Below are 20,631 nucleotides of genomic sequence, written 5' to 3' on the forward strand. Positions count from 1 at the left end.
CAAGTGTATACACATGCGTCTTCCCGCAGGTATAGTGGGGCCATGAATGCCCAGATCCGACCGCCGGCCCGCCGGCCCGGCCCCCTGAAACGCCTGATCCGGCCGCTGATCAAGCCGGATGTGTTCGATTTCTGGGCCTCGCGCCTGCATCGCACCTGGACCTGGGAGCGCCCGCTGGCGCGGCTGGTGGCGCGCGAAGCCGCCTCGGCCGACGCGGTGACCCTGCTGTTCAAGCCCAACCGCCACTGGGCCGGCCACCGCGCCGGCCAGCATGTGAACCTGGGTATCGAGATCGACGGCGTGCGGCTGACCCGCAGCTACAGTCTGACCGCGCCGCCGCGTGCCGACGGCCTGCTGCCGATCACCGTCAAGGCGATCGAAGGCGGCAAGGTGAGCCGTCACCTGTGCCATGACGCCCGCATGGGCGACATCGTCGACCTGGGCCAGGCGTTCGGTGAAATGACGCTGCCCGCGTCGCCGCGTGGCGCCTTCCTCCTGCTGGCCGCCGGCAGCGGGATCACCCCGTTGATGGCGCTGGTGCGCGACCTGGCCGGCCAGGGCATGCCGGCCGACACGACGCTGCTGTACTGGGTGCGCCGGCGCGGGGAAGCCTGCTTCGTGGACGAACTGCGCGCGCTCTCCACCGCCCATCCCCGCTTCCGTTTCCGCCTGCTGCTCACGCGCGAGGCCGCGCAGGCCGCGGACGAGGCCGAAGGCCGCATCGACGACGTGCTGCTGGATACGCATGTCGGCGACCTGTCCGCACGGCAGGCGATGGCCTGTGGTCCGGGCGGGTTCGTCGAAACCGCGCGCAGCCTGCTGGCGCCGCGCGTGGCGACGTTCCAGGCCGAGGCCTTCACCGCGCCGCCGGTGCTGGTGGTGGACGAAGGCGAAGTCGACATCCGCCTGCAACGCAGCGGGCGCACGCTGCGGGTGCCGCGCGGCGAATCCCTGCTGGTGGCGCTGGAGCAGCAGGGCCTGAAACCGCCGTCCGGCTGTCGCATGGGCATCTGCAACACCTGCGCCTGCGGCAAGTCGTCCGGCAGCACGCGCCACCTGCCCAGCGGCGAACTCCTCCACGAACCCACCCAGGCGCTGAAGCTGTGCATCCACAGCGCCGCCACCGACCTCGAGCTGGATCTGTAATGGCCACCCCTGCGATTTCCTCCCGCAACCGCGCGCTGAGCGCGGAAGAATTGGACCGCTTCGGCGCTGAACTCGACGCGTTGCGCGCCCGCACGCTGGCGACCCTCGGCGCGCGCGATGCACGCTACATCCGCAACGTGGTGAAGGCGGTGCGCTACAGCAACCTGATCGGGCGCGCGCTGCTGTTCGCGGCCGCGATCGCCGGCGGCCTGTGGCTGGCCGACAGCGCGGTCGGCTGGCTGTTCTGGGTGCTGTGGGCGCTGGGCGCGCTGTCGCTCGGCCTGGGCAAGATCCTGGAGAACATGGAGCTGGGCCACAACGTCATCCACGGCCAGTACGACTGGCTGGGCGATCCGCAGCTCAACGGCAAGAGCTACGACTGGGACATCGTCGGCACCGCCGACAACTGGCGGTACACGCACAATTTCCGCCACCACACCTACACCAACGTGCGCGGGCTGGACGACGACATCGGCTACGGCCTGCTGCGCATCTTCCCCGAGCAGAAGTGGAAGCCCTTCTACTTGGCGCAGCCCGTCATCGCGGTGGTGTTCGCGCTTCTGTTCCAGTGGGGCATCGCCATCCAGAACCTCAAGCTGGGCCGCTGGTGGCACGGCAAGATGAGCAGCCGGCAACTGCGCGTCACATCGGCGCCGGTGGTGCGCAAGATGGGCAGGCAACTGGCCAAGGACTACGTGATCTACCCCGCGCTGGCCGGCCCGTTCTTCCTGCCCGTGCTGCTGGGCAACCTGGTCGCCAACGGCCTGCGCAACGTGTGGACCTACGTGATCATCTTCTGCGGGCACTTCACCGCCAACGCCGAGACGTTCCCGAAGGAATGCGTCAAGAACGAATCGCGCGGCCACTGGTACCTGCGCCAGCTGCGCGGTTCGTCCAACCTGCGCGGCGGCTTCCTGATGAACGTGATGTCGGGCAACCTGAGCCACCAGATCGAACACCACTTCTTCCCGGACGTGCCGGCCAACCGCTACGCGGAAATGGCCAAGGAAGTGCGTGCCATCTGTGCGCGCTACGGCCAGCATTACAACACCGGCACGCTGCTCACCCAGTTCGGTCAGGTGTGCTGGCGGATCGTGCGGCACGCCTTCCCCAGCCGGCCGCCGAAGTTCGCCCCGCTGCGGCACGCCGACGCCACTGCGTGAGGCGCGCAGGCGCGCGCGCCTAGCCGTCCGGCGACACCGCGCGTGCTGCGCGGGCAATGCTGCGCTTGAGCTGCCATTCGGCGAAGAACGAGGCCGCGATCAGGCCGGTGCCCAGCAGGCCCAGCCACTGGAACCAGGGGTTTTCGAAGACCTCGTCGGCCAGGTCGTTGTCCTGCAGTTGCAGGCGCAGCAGCCTGAGTTCGATGGCGAGCGCGTCCGTGTCCGCGCGGCCCTGCTGAAGCGATCGTTCCGCCTTCAGCGCAATACGGGCGAGGTGCGCCTGCTCGGCACGCTCAGCGTTGTCGCGACGCTCCACGGTCACGACCAGCGCGCTGGTCAGCAGGATCAGCAGCGTGCCCAGGCCGCGCAGCAGCGGCGGCAACGGTTCGGGGATCATGCGCGGTCTCCTGCGGGCAACACGGCATCCTAGACCCGTGCGCAGGCGGCCGTCATCGCCGCCGGCGGATCAGTCGAGGAACTGCAGGCGCGCCAGTTCCGCGTACAGGCCGTCCTGGGCGAGCAATTCCGCATGCGTGCCCTGGGCGACGATGCGGCCGCGATCCATCACCACGATGCGGTCCGCCTTGAGCACCGTGGCCAGCCGGTGCGCGATGACCAGCGTCGTGCGCCCGGCCATCAGCCGCTCGAGTGCATGCTGCACGGCGCGCTCGCTTTGGGCGTCCAGTGCGCTGGTCGCTTCGTCCAGCAGCAGGATGGGGGCGTCCTTCAGCAGGGCGCGGGCGATGGCGATGCGCTGCTGCTGGCCGCCGGACAGGCGCGCGCCGCGTTCGCCGAGCTGGCTGTCGAAGCCTCCCGGCAGTTCGCGGATGAAGTCGTCCGCTTCGGCGGCCTCGGCGGCCGCCTGCAGCTCGGCATCCGTGGCGTCGAGCTTGCCGTAGCGGATGTTCTCCGCGGCGCTGGCGGCGAAGATGGTGGGCTGCTGCGGCACCAGGGCGATGTGTTCGCGCAGGTGGGCCGGGTCGAGGTCGCGCAGGTCCACGCCGTCGATGCGCACGCTGCCGGACTGTGCATCGTGGAAGCGCAGCAGCATGGAGAACACGGTGCTCTTGCCGGCGCCGGACGGGCCTACCAGGGCGACGGTTTCGCCCGGGTTGACGGTCAGGTTGAAATCGTCGAGCGCGGGCAGGTCGGGCCGCGAGGGGTAGTGGAACGAGACGTTGTCGAAGCGGATCTCGCCCTTCACCGGGGCAGGCAGGCGACGCGGTGCCGCGGGCGCGCGGATCGTCGGCGTTTCGTTGAGCAGTTCGGCGATCCGGCCCATGCCGCCGGCGGCGCGCTGCAGTTCGTTCCAGACTTCGGCCAGGGCGCCCACCGATCCGCCGCCTATCAGGGCATAGAAGACGAACTGGCCGAGTTCGCCCGTCGTCATGCGTCCGCCGATCACGTCGTGCGCACCCGACCAGAGCACCAGCACCACCGCGCCGAACACCAGTGTGATGACCGTGGCGGTGACCAGCGACTGCGCGCGGATGCGCTTGCGCGCGGTTTCCACGGCGACCGATACCGCATCGCCGAAGCGCTTGAGTTCATACGGCTCGCGCGCGTGCGCCTGCACGGTGCGCACGGCGCCCAGGGTTTCGCTGGCGAGCGTATTGGCATCGGCCACGCGGTCCTGGCTCGCGCGCGAGGCTTTCTCCAGCCGGCGGGCGCCCAGCACGATGGGCAGCACCGCGAGCGGGATGCCGACCAGCGCGTAGGCCGCCAGCTTCGGGCTGGTGACGAACAGCATCACGATGCTGCCGATCACCGTAATGCTGCTGCGCAGGGCCACCGACATGCTGCTGCCCACGACGCTGCGCAGCAGTTCGCTGTCGGCGGAAAGGCGCGAGACCAGTTCGCCGCTGCGGGTGCGGTCATGGAACTCGGCATCCAGCCCGACCAGGTGCCCATACAGCTGCCTGCGCAGGTCGGCCACGACGCGCTCGCCGAGCAGCGAGACGAAATAGAAGCGGGCTGCGCTGGCGATCGCGAGCACCAGTACGACGATGAAGACGCCCAGGAACACCCGATCGATGTTCCCGCCGCTGTGGAAGCCGCCGTCGATCATCTGCTTGAACGCGACCGGGAAGCTCAGCGTCGCCGCCGACGCCAGCGCCAGCGCACACAGCCAGGCGGCGAACAAGCCCGCATGCTGGCGCACGAAGGGCCACAGCGCGCGCAGCGTGCCGAGCTTGGCCTTTGATTTGGAAGGGTCCGGGGTATCGGTGGCGCTGTCGGTCATCGGGGAGATCGGATCAAGGCGACTGTGGGAGGCGTTGCGGTCCGTCGGGATCCCGCAGCGCCTCCCGCATCCGCCTCGCGCAGCGCGTCAGGCCGTGGCCGGCATCACGCGCACACGGTTACGGGTGGCGTCGCGCAGCTGGGTTTTCAAGGCGTCCGCGTGATCGGCGGGCAGTTCGATCACGAGCCGGGCACCGGATTCGTCGAATGATTCGTCCTGTTTCACCGCCAGATGGGTGGCCAGTGCGCCATGCACGATGCCCAGATCGTCGAACGGACAGGCGAGGACCAGGGACGTCATCGCCACCACGGGCAGGCGCGGCGCCTGCCGCAGGCACTCGGCCGCCGCCCCGCCGTAAGCGCGCACCAGGCCGCCGGCCCCCAGCTTGATGCCGCCATACCAGCGGGTGACCACCACCATCACCCGGTCGAAGCCCTGGCCATCGATCGCAGCCAGGATCGGACGACCTGCCGTGCCGGCGGGCTCGCCGTCGTCGCTGGAACGGTACTCGCCTCCGATCCGGTAGGCCCAGCAGTTGTGCGTGGCATCCGGTACGGCGATCTCGCGCAGGAATGCCAGCGCGTCGTCCGGGGTGGCGACCGGCGCGGCCTGGGCGAGGAAACGGCTGTGCTTCACCTCCAGCAGATGGGAGGCGCGCCCGGCAAGCGTGTCGGTCACGGGGTTCCCAGCAGGGGGCGCAGATCGTCCGGGACGCGCTGGAACGGATGCGCCTGGACGAACAGCTGCAGGCTGCGCAACGCATTCGCGCTGTCACCGAGGTCGCGCCGCAGGCGGATGCGTTCCAGCCATTCGTCCGGCGGGAGCCGTGTGTCCTCGTCCACGGGGACCTGCAGGTCGGTGCGGCGCAGCGCGGTGCGGGCGGCGCTGGGCTGGCTGCTGCCGGCGCTGGCGGCCGGAGGCGGCGGTGCGGGCGGCGAGGGCGGCGTCACGTCAGTGGGCGCCGGCACGGCGTCCTGAACGCGGGTAGGCGTCCCCCGGTTCTGGATGCGGCTTCCGGTCACGGTGATCGAATCCAGCGCACGGGCGTCGGTGGCCCGGGCCTTCTCCTGCCGCGCCTCTTCGTAGCGGACCCGTTGTTCCTGCTGCTGTGCGGCCGCGCGTTCGCGCGCCTGTGCCGCAGCCGCAGTGTCCTGCATCTCCATCGCTTCGTCCGCCACCACCGGGGCGGGCGCAGACGCGGGTGCCGGCGCGCTGGCGGCCTCGGCCGGGAAGGCCTGGGGCGCGGAACGCGTGATCCGCGGCGCTTCAGGTGCGGACAGGCCGGGCACTGCGGGAATCAGTCCCAGCGGACCCCGCTTGGGTGTCGCCTCCTGTCGCGCGGCGGCTTCCGCATTCTTGCGCGCGGGGCCTGACGCCGCGGCGTCGGCGGGGGCCGCGGGCGGCAGCGCCGGGGCAGGCGCTTCCTGTACGGCGACGGGGGCGGCGCTGGCGGCGGCCGGATCGATGTCGGCCTCGGCGCTGTCGATCACCCCGGCGGGCGCGCGGACAGGCGCCGCGGCCGGTACCTCGCTGGCCACCGGGACCTCGTAGGCAGGGCGCAGTTGCCAGGCGACGCCGGCGGCAAGCAAGACCGAGGCGGCCACACCCAGGCCCAGGGGCCAGCGGCGACGCGGCGGCGGTACCTGCCCACCCGGCGCGGGCGCATCCTGCACGGCTGCGCGGGCGGCCGCCAGGATGCGCGTGTCCAGTCCGGGCGAGGGACCGCCGTGCGGACCCAGCCGGGACAGCGACTGCGCCAGCGTGCGTTCTTCGGGCGTCAGGGGCTCGTGGGGGGTCTTCATTCGTTCAATCTCGTCCGCAACCGGTCCATCGCATACCGCAACCTCGATTTCACGGTTTCCCGGCCCACGCCGGTGATCTCGCCGATCTCCTCCAGGGTCAGTTCCTGTTCCAGCCGCAGCAGCAGCACTTCGCGCTGCTCCGGCGGCAGTTCGTCCATGGCCAGCTGCAGGCGCCGCCGCTGTTCGAACTGCGACAGCTGGCGCTCCGGCGTGTCCGGGTCCGGCACGCGCTCGGTGCGGGCCTCGGCGTCCTCGGGTGCGGGCGGTCGGTGCTTGAGTGCGCGCCAGTGGTCGTTGAGCCGATTGTGCGCGATCCGGTACAGCCAGGTCCCGAACGCGGCTTCCGGTTTCCAGGCCTGGCGCGCCGCGATCACGCGCTGCCAGGTGTCCTGGAAGAACTCGTCCGCCAGCGCGGCGTCGCGCAGGTGCCGCAGCAGGAACCGGTACAGCGGCCCGCGATGGCGTGCGTAAAGCTGTTCGAAGGCCGACGCGTCGCCGCTGGCGTAGGCCAGCATCAGGGTTTCGTCGGCAGGCTCGGCAAGGTCGTTCACCGGCACCAGCGTAAGCGGTCCGCGCGTGCGCGTGAAGCTGGGACACGCGGGAGCAGCCGGTACGAGCCGCGCGCGGCAGGCCGACCGGAGGGCGGATCTGGCGGGAGCAGGGAAAGGGCGCACCTGTTCCGGAACGGCCCGGAACGTGCGGCGGGGTTGCGGTGGTCGTTTCCGTTCAGGGCCCGGCTGGCGGTATGCTCGCCGTGGGGGATATCCAGATTCACGCACCGTCTCTGTCGGGACACGGTCATGCCTACGCCATCGGTCAGCGCAGACAATCCGGCCAGCACGCCCGCGTCGCCCGCAGAGCGGATCGCGGCGACCCTGTGTGGCCTGCTGCCGCCGGGCGCGGAGCTGGCGGTGTGCTGGCGTGACTGGGCGCTGGGCGGTGCCAGCGCGGCCACGCCGGGGGCATCGGCGGCGCTGCGGCGGCGTGCGGACCAGGCGCTGGCCGACGCGGCCGAGCACGACGATCCGGACCTCTGCGTGCACGCCTGGGACAATGCCGACGGCAACGCCCGCATGGCGCTGGCGGTAGCCGGCGCGCACGCCCGGCCGGCCGAGCATGAAGCGGCATGGCTGGCGCTGGCGCGTACCCTGGTGGAGACCACGCTGGACGCCTCGCGCGCGCAGGCGCGCATCGTGTCCCTTGAGAAGTCCAAGCGGCTGCAGCAGGCCCTCTACGAGATCGCCGATCTGGCCGGTGCCGACCTGGAGATGCCCGAGATGCTCCGCCGCATCCATGCGGTGGTGAACTCGCTGATGTATGCGGAGAACTGCTACATCGTCCTCTACGACGACCAGCGCCGCACGGTCCGCTTCCTGTACTTCGCGGACCAGCGCGATCCGTACGTGGCCGAGCCGGAGCGCGAGTTCGGCGAGGAGGAAATGGCCAACAGCATGACGTTCGCGCTGCTGCGCCACGGCCAGCCCCTGCGGGGACCGTCGGCGGTGATCCGGCAGAAGCTGGGCGTGATCCGCGACCCGTCGCACGGGCCGGACAGCCTGGACTGGCTGGGCGTGCCCATGCGCCGCGACGACCGCGTCTGCGGCGCCATCGTCGTGCAGAGCTACGACACGCCCGCCAGCTATGCCGACGAGGACCGCGCGCTGCTGGGCTACGTGGCCCAGCACATCCTGACCGCGCTGGACCGCAAGCATGCGCACGTGGAGCTGGAGCATCGCGTGGCGGTACGCACGCACGAGCTGCAGCGCGCCAACCGCGAGCTGCAGGCCGAGATCATGGAGCGCAAGCGTGCCGAGAAGCTGCAGCGCGCGCTGTTTCGCATCACCGAGCTCGCCATCACCTCCGAGACCCTCGAGCGTTTCTATGCCGACGTCCATGTGGTGGTGGACGAACTGATCGACGCGCGGAACTTCTACATCGCCCTGGTCTCGGACGACGGTGAGCAACTCAGCTTCCCTTACTCGATCGACGAGCGCGACCCGATGCGCAAGTCGCGGCGCATGACCAATGGCCTGACCGAGTACGTGATCGCCACGGGCAGGCCGCTGCTGGCCGACCGCCCCGTGATCGCCCAGCTGGCAGAACAGGGCAAGCTGCAGCAGCACGGGCCGCCGGCGTACAGCTGGCTGGGCGTGCCGCTGTTCCGCGGCGAGGACGTGGTCGGCACGGTGGTGGTGCAGAGCTACACCGAAGAAGTGAAGTTCACCTCGCACGACCAGAACCTGCTGACGTTCGTGGCCCACCACATCGGCAACGGACTGGACCGGCAGCGGACGCATGAACGCCTGCGCAGCGCGCACGCCGAGCTGGAGCGCAGGGTGGACGAACGCACCCGCGAACTGGCCGAGGCCAACCACCAGCTGCGCGCACAGATCGGCGAGCGCCTGCGTGCCGAGCAGCAGCTCACCTACCAGGCGACCCACGATGCGCTGACGGGTCTGCCCAACCGTCCGCACCTGCTGGACCGGCTGTCGGCCGCCATCGAGCGCGCACGGCATGGCGACGGCCAGGCTTTCGCCGTGCTGTTCCTCGACCTGGACCGCTTCAAGCTGGTCAACGACAGCATGGGCCACGCCGCCGGCGACGAACTGCTGGTGGAGGTGGCGCGGCGCATCACCATGAGCGTGCGCGAGGACGACGTGGTCTCGCGTCTGGGCGGCGACGAGTTCGCCCTGCTGGTGGAATACACGGACGGCGTGGAGAACGTGCGGGACTTCGCCCAGCGCCTGCTGGCGGTACTGGGGCGGCCGATGTGGGTGGCCGGCCGCGAGCTGTTTCCCTCCGCCAGCCTGGGCATCGCCGTGTGGCACCCGCGCTATCGCAATGGCGAAGAGCTGCTGCGCGATGCCGATGCGGCGATGTACCGCGCCAAGGAACAGGGGCGCGACCGCTGCGCCATGTTCGACGAAGCCATGCGCGAAGCGGCGATGCAGAGCCTGGATCTGGAGGCCGACCTGCGCCGCGCGATCAACCATCGCGATTTCCTGCCGTTCTACCAGCCCATCCGCCGCATGGACGACGGGCGGGTGATCGGCCACGAGGCGCTGCTGCGCTGGCAGCACGAGCGCCGTGGCCTGCTGCTGCCGGCCGAGTTCATCGGCCTGGGCGAGGACAGCGGCCTGATCGAACAGGTCGACTGGCTGCTGTACGAGCAGGTGGTGCGGCAGATCGCGCGGGGCGTGGACGGCTACATCTCGGTGAACGTGTCGCCGCGGCATTTCCGTTCGCCCGACTTCGGCGATCGCCTGCTGGCGATGTTCGAGGCCCATGGCGCCGATCCGGCCAGGTTGCGGCTGGAGATCACCGAAGTCGCGCTGCTCGACGACGCCCCGCGCACGCTGCGCATCCTGCGCACGCTGCGCCAGCACGGCATCCTGGCGCAGCTGGACGACTTCGGCACCGGCTTCTCGGCGCTGTCGTACCTGCACCGGTTCCCGATCTCCGTGTTGAAGATCGACCGCAGCTTCGTATCGGGACTGGGCGCCGAAGCGCGGCCGGAGAGCCTGGCGCTGGTGCGCGCGATCCTGGCGCTGGCCGGCACGCTGGGCATCGAGACCATCGCCGAAGGCGTGGAAACCGAGGAGCAGCGCAGCGCGCTGATCGAGCTGGGCTGCCATCTGGGCCAGGGCTACCTGCTGGGACGGCCGATGGCGAGCCTGGAGCAGGTCGGCGTAGCAGACACGGTACAGGCCGGATAAAGCGGGAGGGCGGCGTCGATGCCGCCCTCCTTGCGACTCACTCGCCGGCGATGGCGGGCGCATCGTCCGGTACCGCGACCAGCCTCCGTGCCTGGTCGACCAGCTCGATGAACTCCGCCTTCAGCCCGTGCGGGTCGCGGCCGCCGGCCTGTCGTGCCGTGCGGGCCACATCGCGCCAATCCCATGCATCGATGCGCTGGCCGCCACGCAACAGATCGGCGTAGGCCGCCACCGCGCTGGCGAACCGGAACGCGTCGCTGGGCTGCGTGGTCAGCGACGTGCGTGCGACCGGTGCCTCTATCAGGCGGCTGCTGTCCTGCCCCGGCAGCTTGTAGCGCAGGCGCACGTGCGCGACCTCGTCGGTCGGGGCCCCGGCGGCCACCTGCCTGTCGCCATAGCGCAGCGCGGGCAGGCGGTCGGCGCCGCTACCGACCGGCGTGATTTCGTACAGCGCGGTGACCTCGTGGCCCGCGCCGATGTCGCCCGCATCTACCTTGTCGTTGGCGAAATCCTCGTTGGCCAGCACGCGGTTCTCGTAGCCGATCAGGCGATACTCGGACACGACCGCGGGGTTGAACTCCACCTGGATCTTCACGTCGCGGGCGATGGTCAGCAGGGTGGACTGCATCTCGTCCACCAGCACCTTGCGGCCTTCCTGCAGCGTGTCGATGTAGGCATGGTTACCGTCGCCCACATCGGCCAGCTTCTCGGCCAGTGCATCGTTGTAGTTGCCGGTGCCGAAGCCGAGCGTGGTCAGCGCGATGCCCGACCTGCGCTGGTCGGCCACCATCGTTTCCAGCGCATCCTGGCTGACGGTGCCGACGTTGAAGTCGCCATCGGTGGCCAGGATCACGCGGTTCACGCCTTCCTTGACGAAGGCCTGCTTGGCCATCGCGTACGCCAGCCGTATGCCGTCGCCGCCGTTGGTGCTGCCCCCGGCCTGCAGCCGGTCCAGCGCGGCGAGGATCTCCTCATGGCGGTCGCCCGGTGTGGGCGGCAGCACCAGTCCGGCCGAGCCCGCATAGACCACGATGCTGACGCGGTCCTGACGGCGCAGCTGCGGCACCAGTTGGGCGAAGGACTGCTTCAGCAGCGGCAGCTTGTCGGGCGACTCCATCGAACCCGACGTGTCCAGCAGGAACACCAGGTTGGCCGGCGGCAGCGTTGCCTTGGGTACGTCGTAGCCCTTGATGCCGACCATCAGCAGCTGGCGCTTGGCGTTCCAGGGCGCAGGGGCGAGTTCGGTGGTGACGTTGAACGGACGGCTGCGGTCTGTCGGTGCGGCATGACCGTAGCGGAAGTAGTTGATGAATTCCTCCGCGCGCACGGCGTCGGCCGGCGGACGCTGGCCCTCGCGCAGCATGCGTCGCACATTGCTGTAGCTGCCGGTGTCGACGTCGACGGAGAACGTGGAGACGGGTTCGTCGAGCGTGCGCTTGACCGGATTGTCGTCGCGTTCGGCGTACTTCTCGGTGTTGGCCGGCGGGGCGAGCGGCGCGTGGGCGACGCGGTATTCCATCGCCATCACCGGTGCCGGCGGTGCAGGCGGTGCGTAGACGTGCCCCGTGGGCATGACAGCCTTGGCCTGTCCGCGGTGCAGGCGGGTTCCGGTCACCACGATGCTGTCCAGCGTGGCCTGCTCGCTGCGTGCGGCAGCCGCGGCCTGGTGGGTGCGCTGGGCATCGGCCGCGGCGGTGGCCGCTTCCGCCTCGGGTGCGTGCTGTGCGGTGGGACTGGACTGGCAGGCGGCCAGCAGGGCGGCGGCCAGCAGGGTGACGGTCAGACGGTGCGACATGGCGTGACTCCGTGTGTGGGACAGGGAGTCGAACGCGCGGGGTCGGCGAATGGGGTTGCGCGAGGCGGTGGCTCCGGAGCCGGAGGCTGTACGGGGCCGGCCGCGTCAGTCGATGGCGCCCACATCCATGCCGTCGTAGGCATCCAGGCCGTGTTCTTCGGCGAAACGGTACAGCGCCTGGTTGCGCTCATGGAGGCTGTCGGGCGTGTGCACTTCGGTCTTCTCGACATGCAGCCACCACAGGTCCGGGTCTTTCCGGTTGTCCTTGTCCTCCAGGTAAAGCGCGATGACGCGGTAGCCCTGCGCCTGCAGCAGCGGCACGACCGCTTCCAGTGCGGGACGCGAGCCATGCGTGAAGAAATAGCCCCATACCAGCGGCTTGCGCAGGTCCCAGGAGGTTTCCCTGGCCATGTTGTCGAACATCTCGACCAGTTGTTCGTGGGTGATCATGTCGTGCTCCTGATGTGGCGCGCGCGTCCGGCTGGCCGCGCCTTGAAGAGAGGGGGGCTGTGGACCGGTCCTAGGATTCGACGCTCAGCGTCAGGCGGCCATCGCCGACCTGTGCGTCGACGCGCTCCCCCGGCTGCACCTGCGCCACCGAGCGCACCAGGGTGCCGTCTTCCTTAGTGATCAAGGCGTAGCCGCGGGCGACGGTCGCCAGCGGGCTGACGGCTTCCAGTGAACGCGCCAGCGCGCGCAGGCGCAGGGCGTCGCGTTGCAGCGTGCGTGCGACCGCGGCCTGGGGGCGGGGGGCGAGGGCCAGCAGCCGCGCGCGCAGTTGTTCCAGCCGACGCCGGGGTGCGTGGGCGCGCAGCACCGCGTCGGCATGGCGGAGTGCGGCCTGGCGACGCGCCTGCTGGTCGCGCCACAGCGCATGCAGGCGGCGTGCGGCGTCTTCCTGGCGACGCCGCAGCATCTCCAGGCACGCCTGTGGTCGCAGCGCATGGAGGCGCAACGCGGCGCGGTCGGCGCGTTGCATGGCGTTGCGCAGCCGATGCGCCTGGGTCGTCGCGAGCCGGCGCTGCAGTGTCTGCACGCGCGCCAGCAGGTCGCGCCGGTCCGGTACCAGCAGTTCGGCCGCGACCGAGGGCGTCGGTGCGCGCAGGTCGGCGGCGAAGTCGGCGAGGGTGAAGTCGGTCTCGTGGCCGATGGCGGACACGACGGGAACCGGCGAGGCCGCGATGGCGCGCGCCAGGCGCTCATCGTTGAAGGCCCACAGGTCCTCCAGCGAGCCACCACCGCGGGCGACCAGCAGCACGTCGTAACGCCCGCTGCGCGCCGCACGCTGCAGCATGTCGACGATCTGGCCAGCCGCGGTTTCGCCCTGCACCTGTACGGGCAGCACGTCGACCTCCACCAGGGGATAGCGGCGTTGCAGCACGCTCAGCACGTCGCGCACCGCCGCGCCGGTGGGCGAGGTCAGCACGCCGAGACGCCGCACGTGGGCGGGCAGGGCGCGCTTGCGCGCGTCGTCGAACAGGCCCTCCGCGGTGAGTCTGGCCCTCAGTTCCTCGAACGCCCTTCGCAGCGCGCCTTCGCCGGCTTCTTCCAGACTGTCGATGACCAGCTGGTAGTCGCCGCGTGCCTCGTACAGCGTCAACCGACCGCGCGCGAGCACGCGCAGGCCCTCGCGCGGGGCGAACTTCAGCCACTGGCTCTTGGGCTTGAACATGGCGCAGCGCACCTGCGCGCGCGCGTCCTTCAGGGTGAAGTACAGGTGGCCCGAGGCGGGGCGGGTGACGTTGCCCAGTTCGCCCTCCACCCACACCAGCGGGAACGCGCCTTCCAGCAGATCGCGGGCGAGCGCGTTCAGCTGGGTAGGCGTCAGGATGTCGCGGGCGGTGTCGGTCATGCGGCAAGGATAAACGGTGGCGCCCGAGGGCGACGCGAATGCCTGCGACATGCGGTCGCAGTCGGGCGGCCGCATTCCGTGATGGAATGACGGGGTCCCGATGGCCGGAAACGTCCGCATGTCCCTGTCACGCTGGTCCCGTGCTGTGTTGCCGATGCTCATCGTCGCGGCGTCGGCCTGTTCGCCCGCCGACGCGCCGGCCCCCGCCGTCGGCGCCGCCCAACCCAAGGTGGAAGACCTGCGCCTGCCGTCGCCCACCCCTGCCGCGCAACCGGACCTGGTCACTGCGCCGGACGGTGCGCTGCTGCTGAGCTGGGTGGAGCCGATGGACAAAGGCGGGCATCGGCTGCAATGGAGCCGTCGCCCTGAGCAGTCCGGGGACTGGCAGGTGCCGCGCACGATCGCCGAAGGCGCCAAATGGTTCGTCAACTGGGCCGACACACCGCACGTCCATGCCTTGCCGGACGGTTCGCTGTGGGCGCACTGGCTGCGCAGCACGGGGCCCTCGCGCATGGACTACGGCATCGACCTGGTGCGTTCCGGCGATGGAGGAGCGACGTGGAGCGCGCCGCAGTTGGTGCATCCCACCGGGACGCCGGGCGATCACGGCTTCGTGACGTTCTGGCCGCAGGCGCGCGACCGGTTGGGCATCGCCTGGCTGGACAGTCGGCAGAAGGCCGTCGAGGGTGCGCATGCGCATCACGATGACGGCCATCACGGCGGTGGCGCACCGATGATGCTGCGTGCCGCGATCTACGGCGAGGAGGCGAAGCAGGACGCCGAGTGGCCTCTGGACACGTCCACCTGCGACTGCTGCACCACCTCGTCCGCCGTGACGGATCGCGGCGTCGTGGTCGTCTACCGGGGACGCAGCACCGACGAGATCCGCGACACGCGCATCGTCCGCTTCGATGGCCAACGCTGGACGGTTCCGCGCGACGTGCATGCGGACGGCTGGCGGATCGCGGGATGCCCGGTGAACGGGCCGATGGTGGTCGCCGATGGCGCGACGGTCTGGGTCGCGTGGTACACGGAAGCGGAGGGCATGCCGGAGCTGCGGGCAGCGCGCTCCACGGATGCGGGCGACACGTTCGGCGCGCCGGTGACGCTGGCGAAGGGCCCGCACGTGCTGGGTCGCCTGGGGCTGGCACGCGGCGACAGTCATCTGCTGGTGAGCTGGCTGGAGCAGGCACCCGATGAGCGCCAGACGCTGGTGCTGGGCCGTTACGACGACGCGTGGCGGCAGGCGCATCACGTGCGCGTGGCCACCCTGTCCGCGCGTGGGCGGGCGAGTGGAATCCCCCGCCTGCAGTGGCACGACGATGCCGCATGGCTGGTGTGGACCGATGTGGCCGTCGACGTGCCGGGCCTGCACGGCGCACGCGTAAGGTGGCCCCGATGAGACGGGCGCGACATTCCGTCGCATCTGACCTCCAGAGTCCTTAACGCTTAGAATTCGGCGGTGATCCGCTCACGCGCCTTCCTCCGACCGATGCTGCAGCTGGCCCTGCTGGCCGCGCTGCTGATGGCGTTCGCGCCATCCATCACGCGGTGGATGGCGAGCGACGGGCCGCAGGTGCTGGCCGGCTGGACCGAGCTGTGCACCACCGAGGGCATCCAATGGGTCGACACGCGCGCCGAGTCGCCGGCCGGCAAGTCGCCGCTGCCCGATGGCATGCCGATGGGCCCGGATTGCGCGTACTGCACGCTGGCGGCGGCGCTGCCCTTGCTGCTGCTGGCCATCGCGTTGCTGTTCCCCCGTCTGGCCGGCGACGCGATCGCAGGCGTGGTAACGCTGCCACGCGCCAGGCGGCTGCGCCTGCGTGGCCTGGGCGGGCAAGGACCGCCCGTCCTGCTCTGAACCACAAGACCCCTGATTGACCGTGCGGCCCACGCGCCGCGTCCTTGTGCTTTGGAGTTTCCATGTCCCTGATGTCCCGGGCGACGCCGCGCGCGTCGTGCCTGTCCGTGGCCGTAGCCGCGGCCCTCTCGCTTGCCCTGTCCGCGCATGCCGCCGAACCCGTCGTGTTGCCTGATGGCGCGCGCGCCACCGAGCTAGATACCGTTGAAGTCAAAGGCCACAAGGCCGGCCTTGAACAGACGGCCGGCACCGGCACCCGCCTGTCGCTGAGCCTCCTGCAGACGCCGGCGTCGGTCACCGTGATCGATCGCGACACGCTGGATGCGCGCGGCGTGCGCACCACGCAGGAGGCGCTGGCCGGCATCCCCGGCCTGACCGTGGCATCGCCGCCCGGCAACGGCAATGCGGTGACCTACCGTGGCTTCTACGGCAGCCAGATCACCCAGCTGTTCAATGGCATCGACGTGCAGTACGCCAGCATCGCCGCGCGTCCGGTGGATGCATGGCAGTACGAGCGGGTGGAGGCGATCGGCGGGCCATCGAGCTTCCTGTACGGCGCCGGCGCGGTCGGCGGCACGATCAACTACGTCACCCGCCTGGCCCGACTGTATCGCGACGAAGCGGGCATGCGGGCCTCGTGGGGCTCGTTCCGCGACGGCACGCTGGCGATGGGGGCCAACGTGCGCCTGGGGGGCGACGACGCGCGCCAGGCGATCCGCGTGGATGCGAGCTCGCGCGACGCCGAAAGCGGGATCGACGGACAGGCACGCGAAGCCTCGACGCTCGCGGCGTCGTGGCTGGTACAGGTCGCCCCCACGCTGCGCCACACGCTGGCGGTCGAGTTCCAGCAGGAGGACAGTCATCGTCCCTACTGGGGCACGCCGGTGCGCCAGCCCGCGACCGGTCGCCTGTCGGTGCTGCCGCAGACGGTGGGTCGCAACTACAACGTCGCCGACGGCTACTACGGACAGGACGTGCGTTGGGTACGCTCGCTGCTGGAGTGGACGCCGGGCGAGCACGACACCGTGCGCAACACGGTCTACCACTACGACGCGCTGCGCGATTACCGCAACGTCGAGAGCTATCGCCTGACGGCCGACAACGACGGCGTCATCCGCTCCGGCACGCTGCTGCAGCGGCACGACCAGCAGGTCTACGGCAACCGGCTGGAGTGGAGCCACGACGGCGCGCTGTTCGGGTTGCCGACGCAATGGGCCACCGGTCTGGATGTCAGCTACAACCGGCAGACGCGCTTTCCGTTGTCGCTGTCGGCCACGGTGGACACCGTGCCGCTCGACGCCGTGACGCCGGGCCGCTTCCTCGACGTGCCCGGCACGTCGATCGTCTACACGCCCGACCGCACCAACCGGCTGCACACGCAGGCGCTGTACCTGGAGAACCTGACCGAGCTGACGCCTTCGCTGTCGCTGCTGGCCGGACTGCGCCGCGACCGTATCGTGCTGGACGTGGTGAACCACCGCGCGGTCACGGTCACCAATCCCGCACGCTTCGAGCGCGAGTACACGCCCACCACGGGACGTGTCGCGCTGAACTGGGCCATCACGCCGCAGGCGAGCGTGTATGCGCAGTACAGCACCGCGGCCGATCCGCCGGCGGGCATCCTCAGCACCGCCAACTTCGCCACGCTGCGCGACTTCGATCTGACCACGGGACGGCAGGGCGAGATCGGCGCGAAGTTCCAGTCGCGCGACGCGCGCCACTTCGTCACGCTGGCCGCGTACCGCATCGTGCGGCGGAACCTCGCCATCACCGATCCCGCCAATTCGGGACAGACGCTGCCGATCGGCCAGCAGTCCTCGCGGGGCATCGAAGCGACGTTCGGCTGGCGACCGCTGGAGGCGCTGAAGGTCGAGGGCAACCTGGCCTGGGTGGATGCCACGCTCGACGATTTCTACGAGAACGTCGGCGGCGTGCCAGTGTCGCGTGCCGGCAATCGCCCCACCAACACGCCCTCGCGCGTGGGCAACCTATGGGTGGACTACGCGTTCGGGCCGCGCTGGTCGGCGGGCCTGGATGTCCGCGGCGTCTCATCGCGCTACGCCAACGCCGCCAACACGCTGTCGACCGCCGGTTACGCCACCTGGGGCGCGCACCTGGGCTTCAAGTGGAACGGCAGCACCGAGCTGAGCGTGCGTGGCCGCAACCTCGGCGACCGCACCCACGTGGTGTACGCGCTGGGCAGCACGATGGCCTATCTCGGCGATCCGCGCAGCTGGGAAATCGTGCTGCGCAAGACCTTCTGACCGCATCGCCCGGGATTGCCATGGACACGATCTTCTTCCTCTGCGTCGGCAGCTGGCTGATCGCGTGGGCCTGCGCACTGGGCCTGTGCGGCCTGGGGCGCGTGGCCGCGCATGCACGGCCGCTGACCCTGCTCGACACCTTCTCGTCCACATCCGATACGGAAACCACGACATGAAACGTTCCCTTGCCAGCCTGATATTGCTGCTGTCGGCCTGCCAGCCGTCTCCCCATGAAACCCAGCCGCCGGCCCCGCCATCCGCCGCCGTGACCGTCGCCGACCCGTGGCTGCGCGCCACGCCGCCGGGCGCGCCGGTGGCCGGCGGCTTCCTCACCCTCCACAACGGCACGTCGGCCGATGACCGCCTGCTGGCGGTCGAAAGCGCCGCGGCGCAGCGCGTGGAGATCCACGAGATGCGCGACGAGGGAGGCGTGGCCCGGATGCGCGAGCTGGTCGATGGCCTGCCGTTGCCCGCAGGCACCACCGCCGAGCTGAAGCCGGGTGGCCACCACCTGATGTTCATCCAGCCCACGCGCGCACTGCCGGCGGGCGAACAGGTGGACGCGACGCTCGTGTTCGAGCGCGCGGGCCGCATGCCGGTCGTGTTCGAGGTCAGGCCGCTCGGTGCGGCGGCGCCGCACCACTGAGATCGCCGCCGTCGTCTCTTCCCCTTTCGAATCCCTGCGGGTGCCCGTCACCCGCCTACTGGAGTCTTTCATGCATCCGTGCTTCCTTCGCCGTCCCCTCGTCATCGCGGTCGCCTTCGCATGCGCGACGCCTGCCATCGCGCACGCCGACGCCGCCCCCGATGCCGCCCCCGATGCCGCCACGCTCGATCGCGTGGTCGTCACCGCTGCACCCGTCTCGCCGCTGACCTACGAGACCGACCCGACCCTGCCGCGCCAGCCCGTCCCTGCCAGCGACGGCGCCGACTACCTGAAGACCATTCCGGGATTCACCGCCCTGCGCAACGGCGGCACCAACGGCGATCCGGTGCTGCGCGGCATGTTCGGCTCGCGCCTGAACCTGTTGACCAACGATGGCAGCATGCCCGGCGCGTGTCCGGCGCGGATGGACAACCCGCTGTCCTACGTGGCGCCGGAAACCTACGACCGGCTGGTGGTGGTGAAGGGACCGCAGACCGTACTGTGGGGGCCGGGTGCATCCGCCGGTACGGTGCGCTTCGAACGCAGTACGCCCCGCTTCGATGCGCCCGGCCTGCGTGTCGATGGCAGCCTGCTGGGCGGCTCGCACGGGCGCAACGACCAGGTGCTCGATGCGACCGCCGGTGCATCGCGTGGCTATGCACGGCTCAGCGCCAACCGATCCGAGGCCGACGACTATGAGGATGGCGACGGCCGGCGCGTGCCCTCGGCCTGGAAGAAGTGGAACGCCGACCTGGCCCTGGGCTGGACGCCGGACGCGGACACGCTGCTGGAGTTCAACGCGGGCATCGGCGATGGCGAGGCGCGCTATGCGGGCCGCGGCATGGACGGCTCGATGTTCCGCCGCGACAGCGCCAGCCTGCGGTTCGAGAAGCGCGACCTGCCGGGGGTGCTGGAATCCGTCGAAGCCAGCGTGTTCCGCAACCAGGCCGACCACCTGATGGACAACTACACGCTGCGCGAGCCCAACCCGATGAGCGCCATGCCCATGCCGATGGCCGCGAATGTGGAACGCCGCACCGACGGCGGGCGCACGGCGCTGAGCGCGAAGGGCGACGGCTGGGAACTGACGGGCGGCGTGGACATGCAGCGCAGCCGGCATCGCCAGCGCAGTGCGATGGGCCGCGGCACCTATCGCGCCGAGCCCTGGGAAACCGATGCGCGGTTCGAGACGCGCGGCGCGTTCGTCGAAGGGACGTGGCATATCGCGGAGCAGCAGCGGCTGGTGGCGGGCGCACGCGTGGATCGCGCCGAGGTACAGGACCGTCGCGCGACGGCCGGGATGATGGGCATGCCGAATCCGACCGCCGGTTTGAGCCGGAAAGAGACGCTGCCGGGGGGCTTCGTGCGGTTCGAGCACGACCTCGCTGTCGTGCCAGTCACCTGGTACGCCGGGGTGGGGCACACCGAGCGCATGCCCGACTACTGGGAGCTGTTCTCCGCCGACAGGGGGCCGATGGGTGCGCCGAATGCGTTCGCGGGCATCGCGCCGGAGCAGACCACGCAGCTGGACATCGGCCTGCAGTACCGCAGCGCGCGGCTCGACGCCTGGGTGTCGGCCTACGCGGGCCGCATCGACGACTACATCCTGTTTTCCTACATGAGCGGCGGCATGATGGGGATGATGTCGTCGGTGGCGAATGTGGATGCCCGCGTGCGTGGCGCGGAAGCCGGGGTGGAAGTCCGTCCCCGCGAGGGCTGGAAGCTGGGCGCCACCCTGGCCCACGCATGGGGCGAGGTCCGTCATGGCGGCGCGCTGCCGCAGATGCCGCCGCTCGAAGCCAGGCTCACCGCCGCGTACGAAGGTCCGCGGTGGAGCGCGGGGGTGTTGCTGCGCGCCGTGGCGGAACAGGATCGCGTGGCCCTCGACCAGGGCAACGTGGTCGGGCGCGATCTGGGCCCCAGCGCCGGCTTCGCAACGCTCGCGCTGAACGGCGGCTACCGGTTCAATGACCAGGTCAGGCTGATCGCCGGCATCGACAACGTCTTCGACCGCACCTACAGCGAGCACCTCAACCTGTCCGGCAGCGCCGACTTCGGTTATCCCGCCGATCCGGTGCGGATCAACGAACCGGGACGGACCGCCTGGGTGAAGCTGCAGCTGGCGTACTGAGGCTGCCGGCGCA

The 20,631-nt window shown here is 70.3% G+C and carries 16 protein-coding genes and 2 pseudogenes; 10 read left to right on the forward strand and 8 right to left on the reverse strand.

The features are described 5' to 3' along the window. Positions 1-42: 42 nt before the first annotated feature. The 3 genes and pseudogenes from IAE60_RS10705 to IAE60_RS10710 form a co-directional block, all read left to right on the forward strand. The gene (locus tag IAE60_RS10705; RefSeq protein ID WP_187572226.1) at positions 43-1,146 is read left to right on the forward strand and encodes a ferredoxin reductase; all 1,104 of its coding nucleotides are present in this window, start codon (positions 43-45) and stop codon (positions 1,144-1,146) included. Beyond that, positions 1,146-1,344 (forward strand): annotated as a pseudogene (locus tag IAE60_RS19040) (acyl-CoA desaturase); the annotation flags it as partial. The gene IAE60_RS10705 and the pseudogene IAE60_RS19040, both read left to right, overlap by 1 nt. A 62-nt stretch (positions 1,345-1,406) precedes the next feature. Beyond that, positions 1,407-2,309: pseudogene (locus IAE60_RS10710) on the forward strand (fatty acid desaturase family protein); the annotation flags it as partial. A 19-nt stretch (positions 2,310-2,328) separates the two neighbouring features. Here IAE60_RS10710 and IAE60_RS10715 read toward each other — a convergent pair. The 5 genes from IAE60_RS10715 to IAE60_RS10735 form a co-directional block, all read right to left on the reverse strand. Continuing rightward, on the reverse strand, positions 2,329-2,706 hold the full coding sequence (locus tag IAE60_RS10715; RefSeq protein WP_187572228.1) for a hypothetical protein: 378 nt from the start codon (positions 2,704-2,706) through the stop codon (positions 2,329-2,331). A gap of 69 nt (positions 2,707-2,775) precedes the next feature. After that, complete coding sequence (locus tag IAE60_RS10720) at positions 2,776-4,551, reverse strand: ABC transporter transmembrane domain-containing protein (protein WP_187572229.1); 1,776 nt, start codon at positions 4,549-4,551, stop codon at positions 2,776-2,778. 87 nt (positions 4,552-4,638) lie between these two features. Then, positions 4,639-5,229 carry an IMPACT family protein gene (locus IAE60_RS10725; protein WP_187572230.1) on the reverse strand — a complete coding sequence of 197 codons (591 nt, stop codon included), beginning with the start codon at positions 5,227-5,229 and terminating at the stop codon, positions 4,639-4,641. Next, positions 5,226-6,353 carry a hypothetical protein gene (locus IAE60_RS10730; protein WP_187572231.1) on the reverse strand — a complete coding sequence of 376 codons (1,128 nt, stop codon included), beginning with the start codon at positions 6,351-6,353 and terminating at the stop codon, positions 5,226-5,228. The genes IAE60_RS10725 and IAE60_RS10730 overlap by 4 nt, the downstream gene beginning before the upstream one ends. Continuing rightward, positions 6,350-6,868 carry an RNA polymerase sigma factor gene (locus tag IAE60_RS10735; RefSeq protein ID WP_425504472.1) on the reverse strand — a complete coding sequence of 173 codons (519 nt, stop codon included), beginning with the start codon at positions 6,866-6,868 and terminating at the stop codon, positions 6,350-6,352. Before IAE60_RS10735 ends, IAE60_RS10730 begins: the two co-directional genes overlap by 4 nt. Before the next feature lie 285 nt (positions 6,869-7,153). Between IAE60_RS10735 and IAE60_RS10740 the strand changes: the two genes are divergently transcribed. Next, positions 7,154-10,069, forward strand: coding sequence for a bifunctional diguanylate cyclase/phosphodiesterase (locus tag IAE60_RS10740; RefSeq protein ID WP_187572233.1), 2,916 nt, complete (start codon positions 7,154-7,156; stop codon positions 10,067-10,069). A gap of 37 nt (positions 10,070-10,106) precedes the next feature. Here IAE60_RS10740 and IAE60_RS10745 read toward each other — a convergent pair whose 3' ends face one another. The 3 genes from IAE60_RS10745 to xseA form a co-directional block, all read right to left on the reverse strand. Beyond that, positions 10,107-11,864 carry a vWA domain-containing protein gene (locus tag IAE60_RS10745; protein WP_187572234.1) on the reverse strand — a complete coding sequence of 586 codons (1,758 nt, stop codon included), beginning with the start codon at positions 11,862-11,864 and terminating at the stop codon, positions 10,107-10,109. A gap of 105 nt (positions 11,865-11,969) precedes the next feature. Next, the gene (locus IAE60_RS10750) at positions 11,970-12,314 is read right to left on the reverse strand and encodes a ribonuclease E inhibitor RraB (RefSeq protein ID WP_187572235.1); all 345 of its coding nucleotides are present in this window, start codon (positions 12,312-12,314) and stop codon (positions 11,970-11,972) included. 70 nt (positions 12,315-12,384) lie between these two features. Beyond that, a complete protein-coding gene (gene xseA / locus IAE60_RS10755) occupies positions 12,385-13,716 on the reverse strand; it encodes an exodeoxyribonuclease VII large subunit (RefSeq protein ID WP_187572236.1) in 1,332 nt (443 codons plus the stop codon). A gap of 118 nt (positions 13,717-13,834) precedes the next feature. Between xseA and IAE60_RS10760 the strand changes: the two genes are divergently transcribed. From IAE60_RS10760 to IAE60_RS10785, 6 genes are all read left to right on the forward strand, one after another. Continuing rightward, on the forward strand, positions 13,835-15,118 hold the full coding sequence (locus tag IAE60_RS10760) for a sialidase family protein (protein WP_187572237.1): 1,284 nt from the start codon (positions 13,835-13,837) through the stop codon (positions 15,116-15,118). A gap of 60 nt (positions 15,119-15,178) precedes the next feature. After that, the gene (locus IAE60_RS10765) at positions 15,179-15,577 is read left to right on the forward strand and encodes a DUF2946 family protein (protein ID WP_187572238.1); all 399 of its coding nucleotides are present in this window, start codon (positions 15,179-15,181) and stop codon (positions 15,575-15,577) included. A 62-nt stretch (positions 15,578-15,639) separates the two neighbouring features. Then, complete coding sequence (locus IAE60_RS10770; protein WP_244966552.1) at positions 15,640-17,841, forward strand: TonB-dependent receptor; 2,202 nt, start codon at positions 15,640-15,642, stop codon at positions 17,839-17,841. A gap of 20 nt (positions 17,842-17,861) precedes the next feature. Next, positions 17,862-18,017 carry a hypothetical protein gene (locus IAE60_RS10775; protein ID WP_162108891.1) on the forward strand — a complete coding sequence of 52 codons (156 nt, stop codon included), beginning with the start codon at positions 17,862-17,864 and terminating at the stop codon, positions 18,015-18,017. Continuing rightward, complete coding sequence (locus tag IAE60_RS10780) at positions 18,014-18,487, forward strand: copper chaperone PCu(A)C (protein WP_187572239.1); 474 nt, start codon at positions 18,014-18,016, stop codon at positions 18,485-18,487. Before IAE60_RS10775 ends, IAE60_RS10780 begins: the two co-directional genes overlap by 4 nt. A gap of 70 nt (positions 18,488-18,557) precedes the next feature. After that, a complete protein-coding gene (locus IAE60_RS10785) occupies positions 18,558-20,618 on the forward strand; it encodes a TonB-dependent copper receptor (RefSeq protein ID WP_187572240.1) in 2,061 nt (686 codons plus the stop codon). Positions 20,619-20,631: the final 13 nt, after the last annotated feature.

Source organism: Pseudoxanthomonas mexicana (assembly GCF_014397415.1).
In the GTDB taxonomy this organism is placed as follows: Bacteria; Pseudomonadota; Gammaproteobacteria; order Xanthomonadales; family Xanthomonadaceae; genus Pseudoxanthomonas_A; species Pseudoxanthomonas_A mexicana.

Coding starts and splice junctions, on each gene's coding strand:
- IAE60_RS10780 (WP_187572239.1), top strand. CDS start 18,014: ATGAAACGTTCCCTTGCCAGCCTGATATTGCTGCTGTCGGCCTGCCAG.
- IAE60_RS10735 (WP_425504472.1), bottom strand. CDS start 6,868: ATGCTGGCCTACGCCAGCGGCGACGCGTCGGCCTTCGAACAGCTTTAC.
- IAE60_RS10705 (WP_187572226.1), top strand. CDS start 43: ATGAATGCCCAGATCCGACCGCCGGCCCGCCGGCCCGGCCCCCTGAAA.
- IAE60_RS10750 (WP_187572235.1), bottom strand. CDS start 12,314: ATGATCACCCACGAACAACTGGTCGAGATGTTCGACAACATGGCCAGG.
- IAE60_RS10775 (WP_162108891.1), top strand. CDS start 17,862: ATGGACACGATCTTCTTCCTCTGCGTCGGCAGCTGGCTGATCGCGTGG.
- IAE60_RS10770 (WP_244966552.1), top strand. CDS start 15,640: ATGTCCCTGATGTCCCGGGCGACGCCGCGCGCGTCGTGCCTGTCCGTG.
- IAE60_RS10740 (WP_187572233.1), top strand. CDS start 7,154: ATGCCTACGCCATCGGTCAGCGCAGACAATCCGGCCAGCACGCCCGCG.
- IAE60_RS10730 (WP_187572231.1), bottom strand. CDS start 6,353: ATGAAGACCCCCCACGAGCCCCTGACGCCCGAAGAACGCACGCTGGCG.
- IAE60_RS10720 (WP_187572229.1), bottom strand. CDS start 4,551: ATGACCGACAGCGCCACCGATACCCCGGACCCTTCCAAATCAAAGGCC.
- IAE60_RS10785 (WP_187572240.1), top strand. CDS start 18,558: ATGCATCCGTGCTTCCTTCGCCGTCCCCTCGTCATCGCGGTCGCCTTC.
- xseA (WP_187572236.1), bottom strand. CDS start 13,716: ATGACCGACACCGCCCGCGACATCCTGACGCCTACCCAGCTGAACGCG.
- IAE60_RS10760 (WP_187572237.1), top strand. CDS start 13,835: ATGTCCCTGTCACGCTGGTCCCGTGCTGTGTTGCCGATGCTCATCGTC.
- IAE60_RS10715 (WP_187572228.1), bottom strand. CDS start 2,706: ATGATCCCCGAACCGTTGCCGCCGCTGCTGCGCGGCCTGGGCACGCTG.
- IAE60_RS10745 (WP_187572234.1), bottom strand. CDS start 11,864: ATGTCGCACCGTCTGACCGTCACCCTGCTGGCCGCCGCCCTGCTGGCC.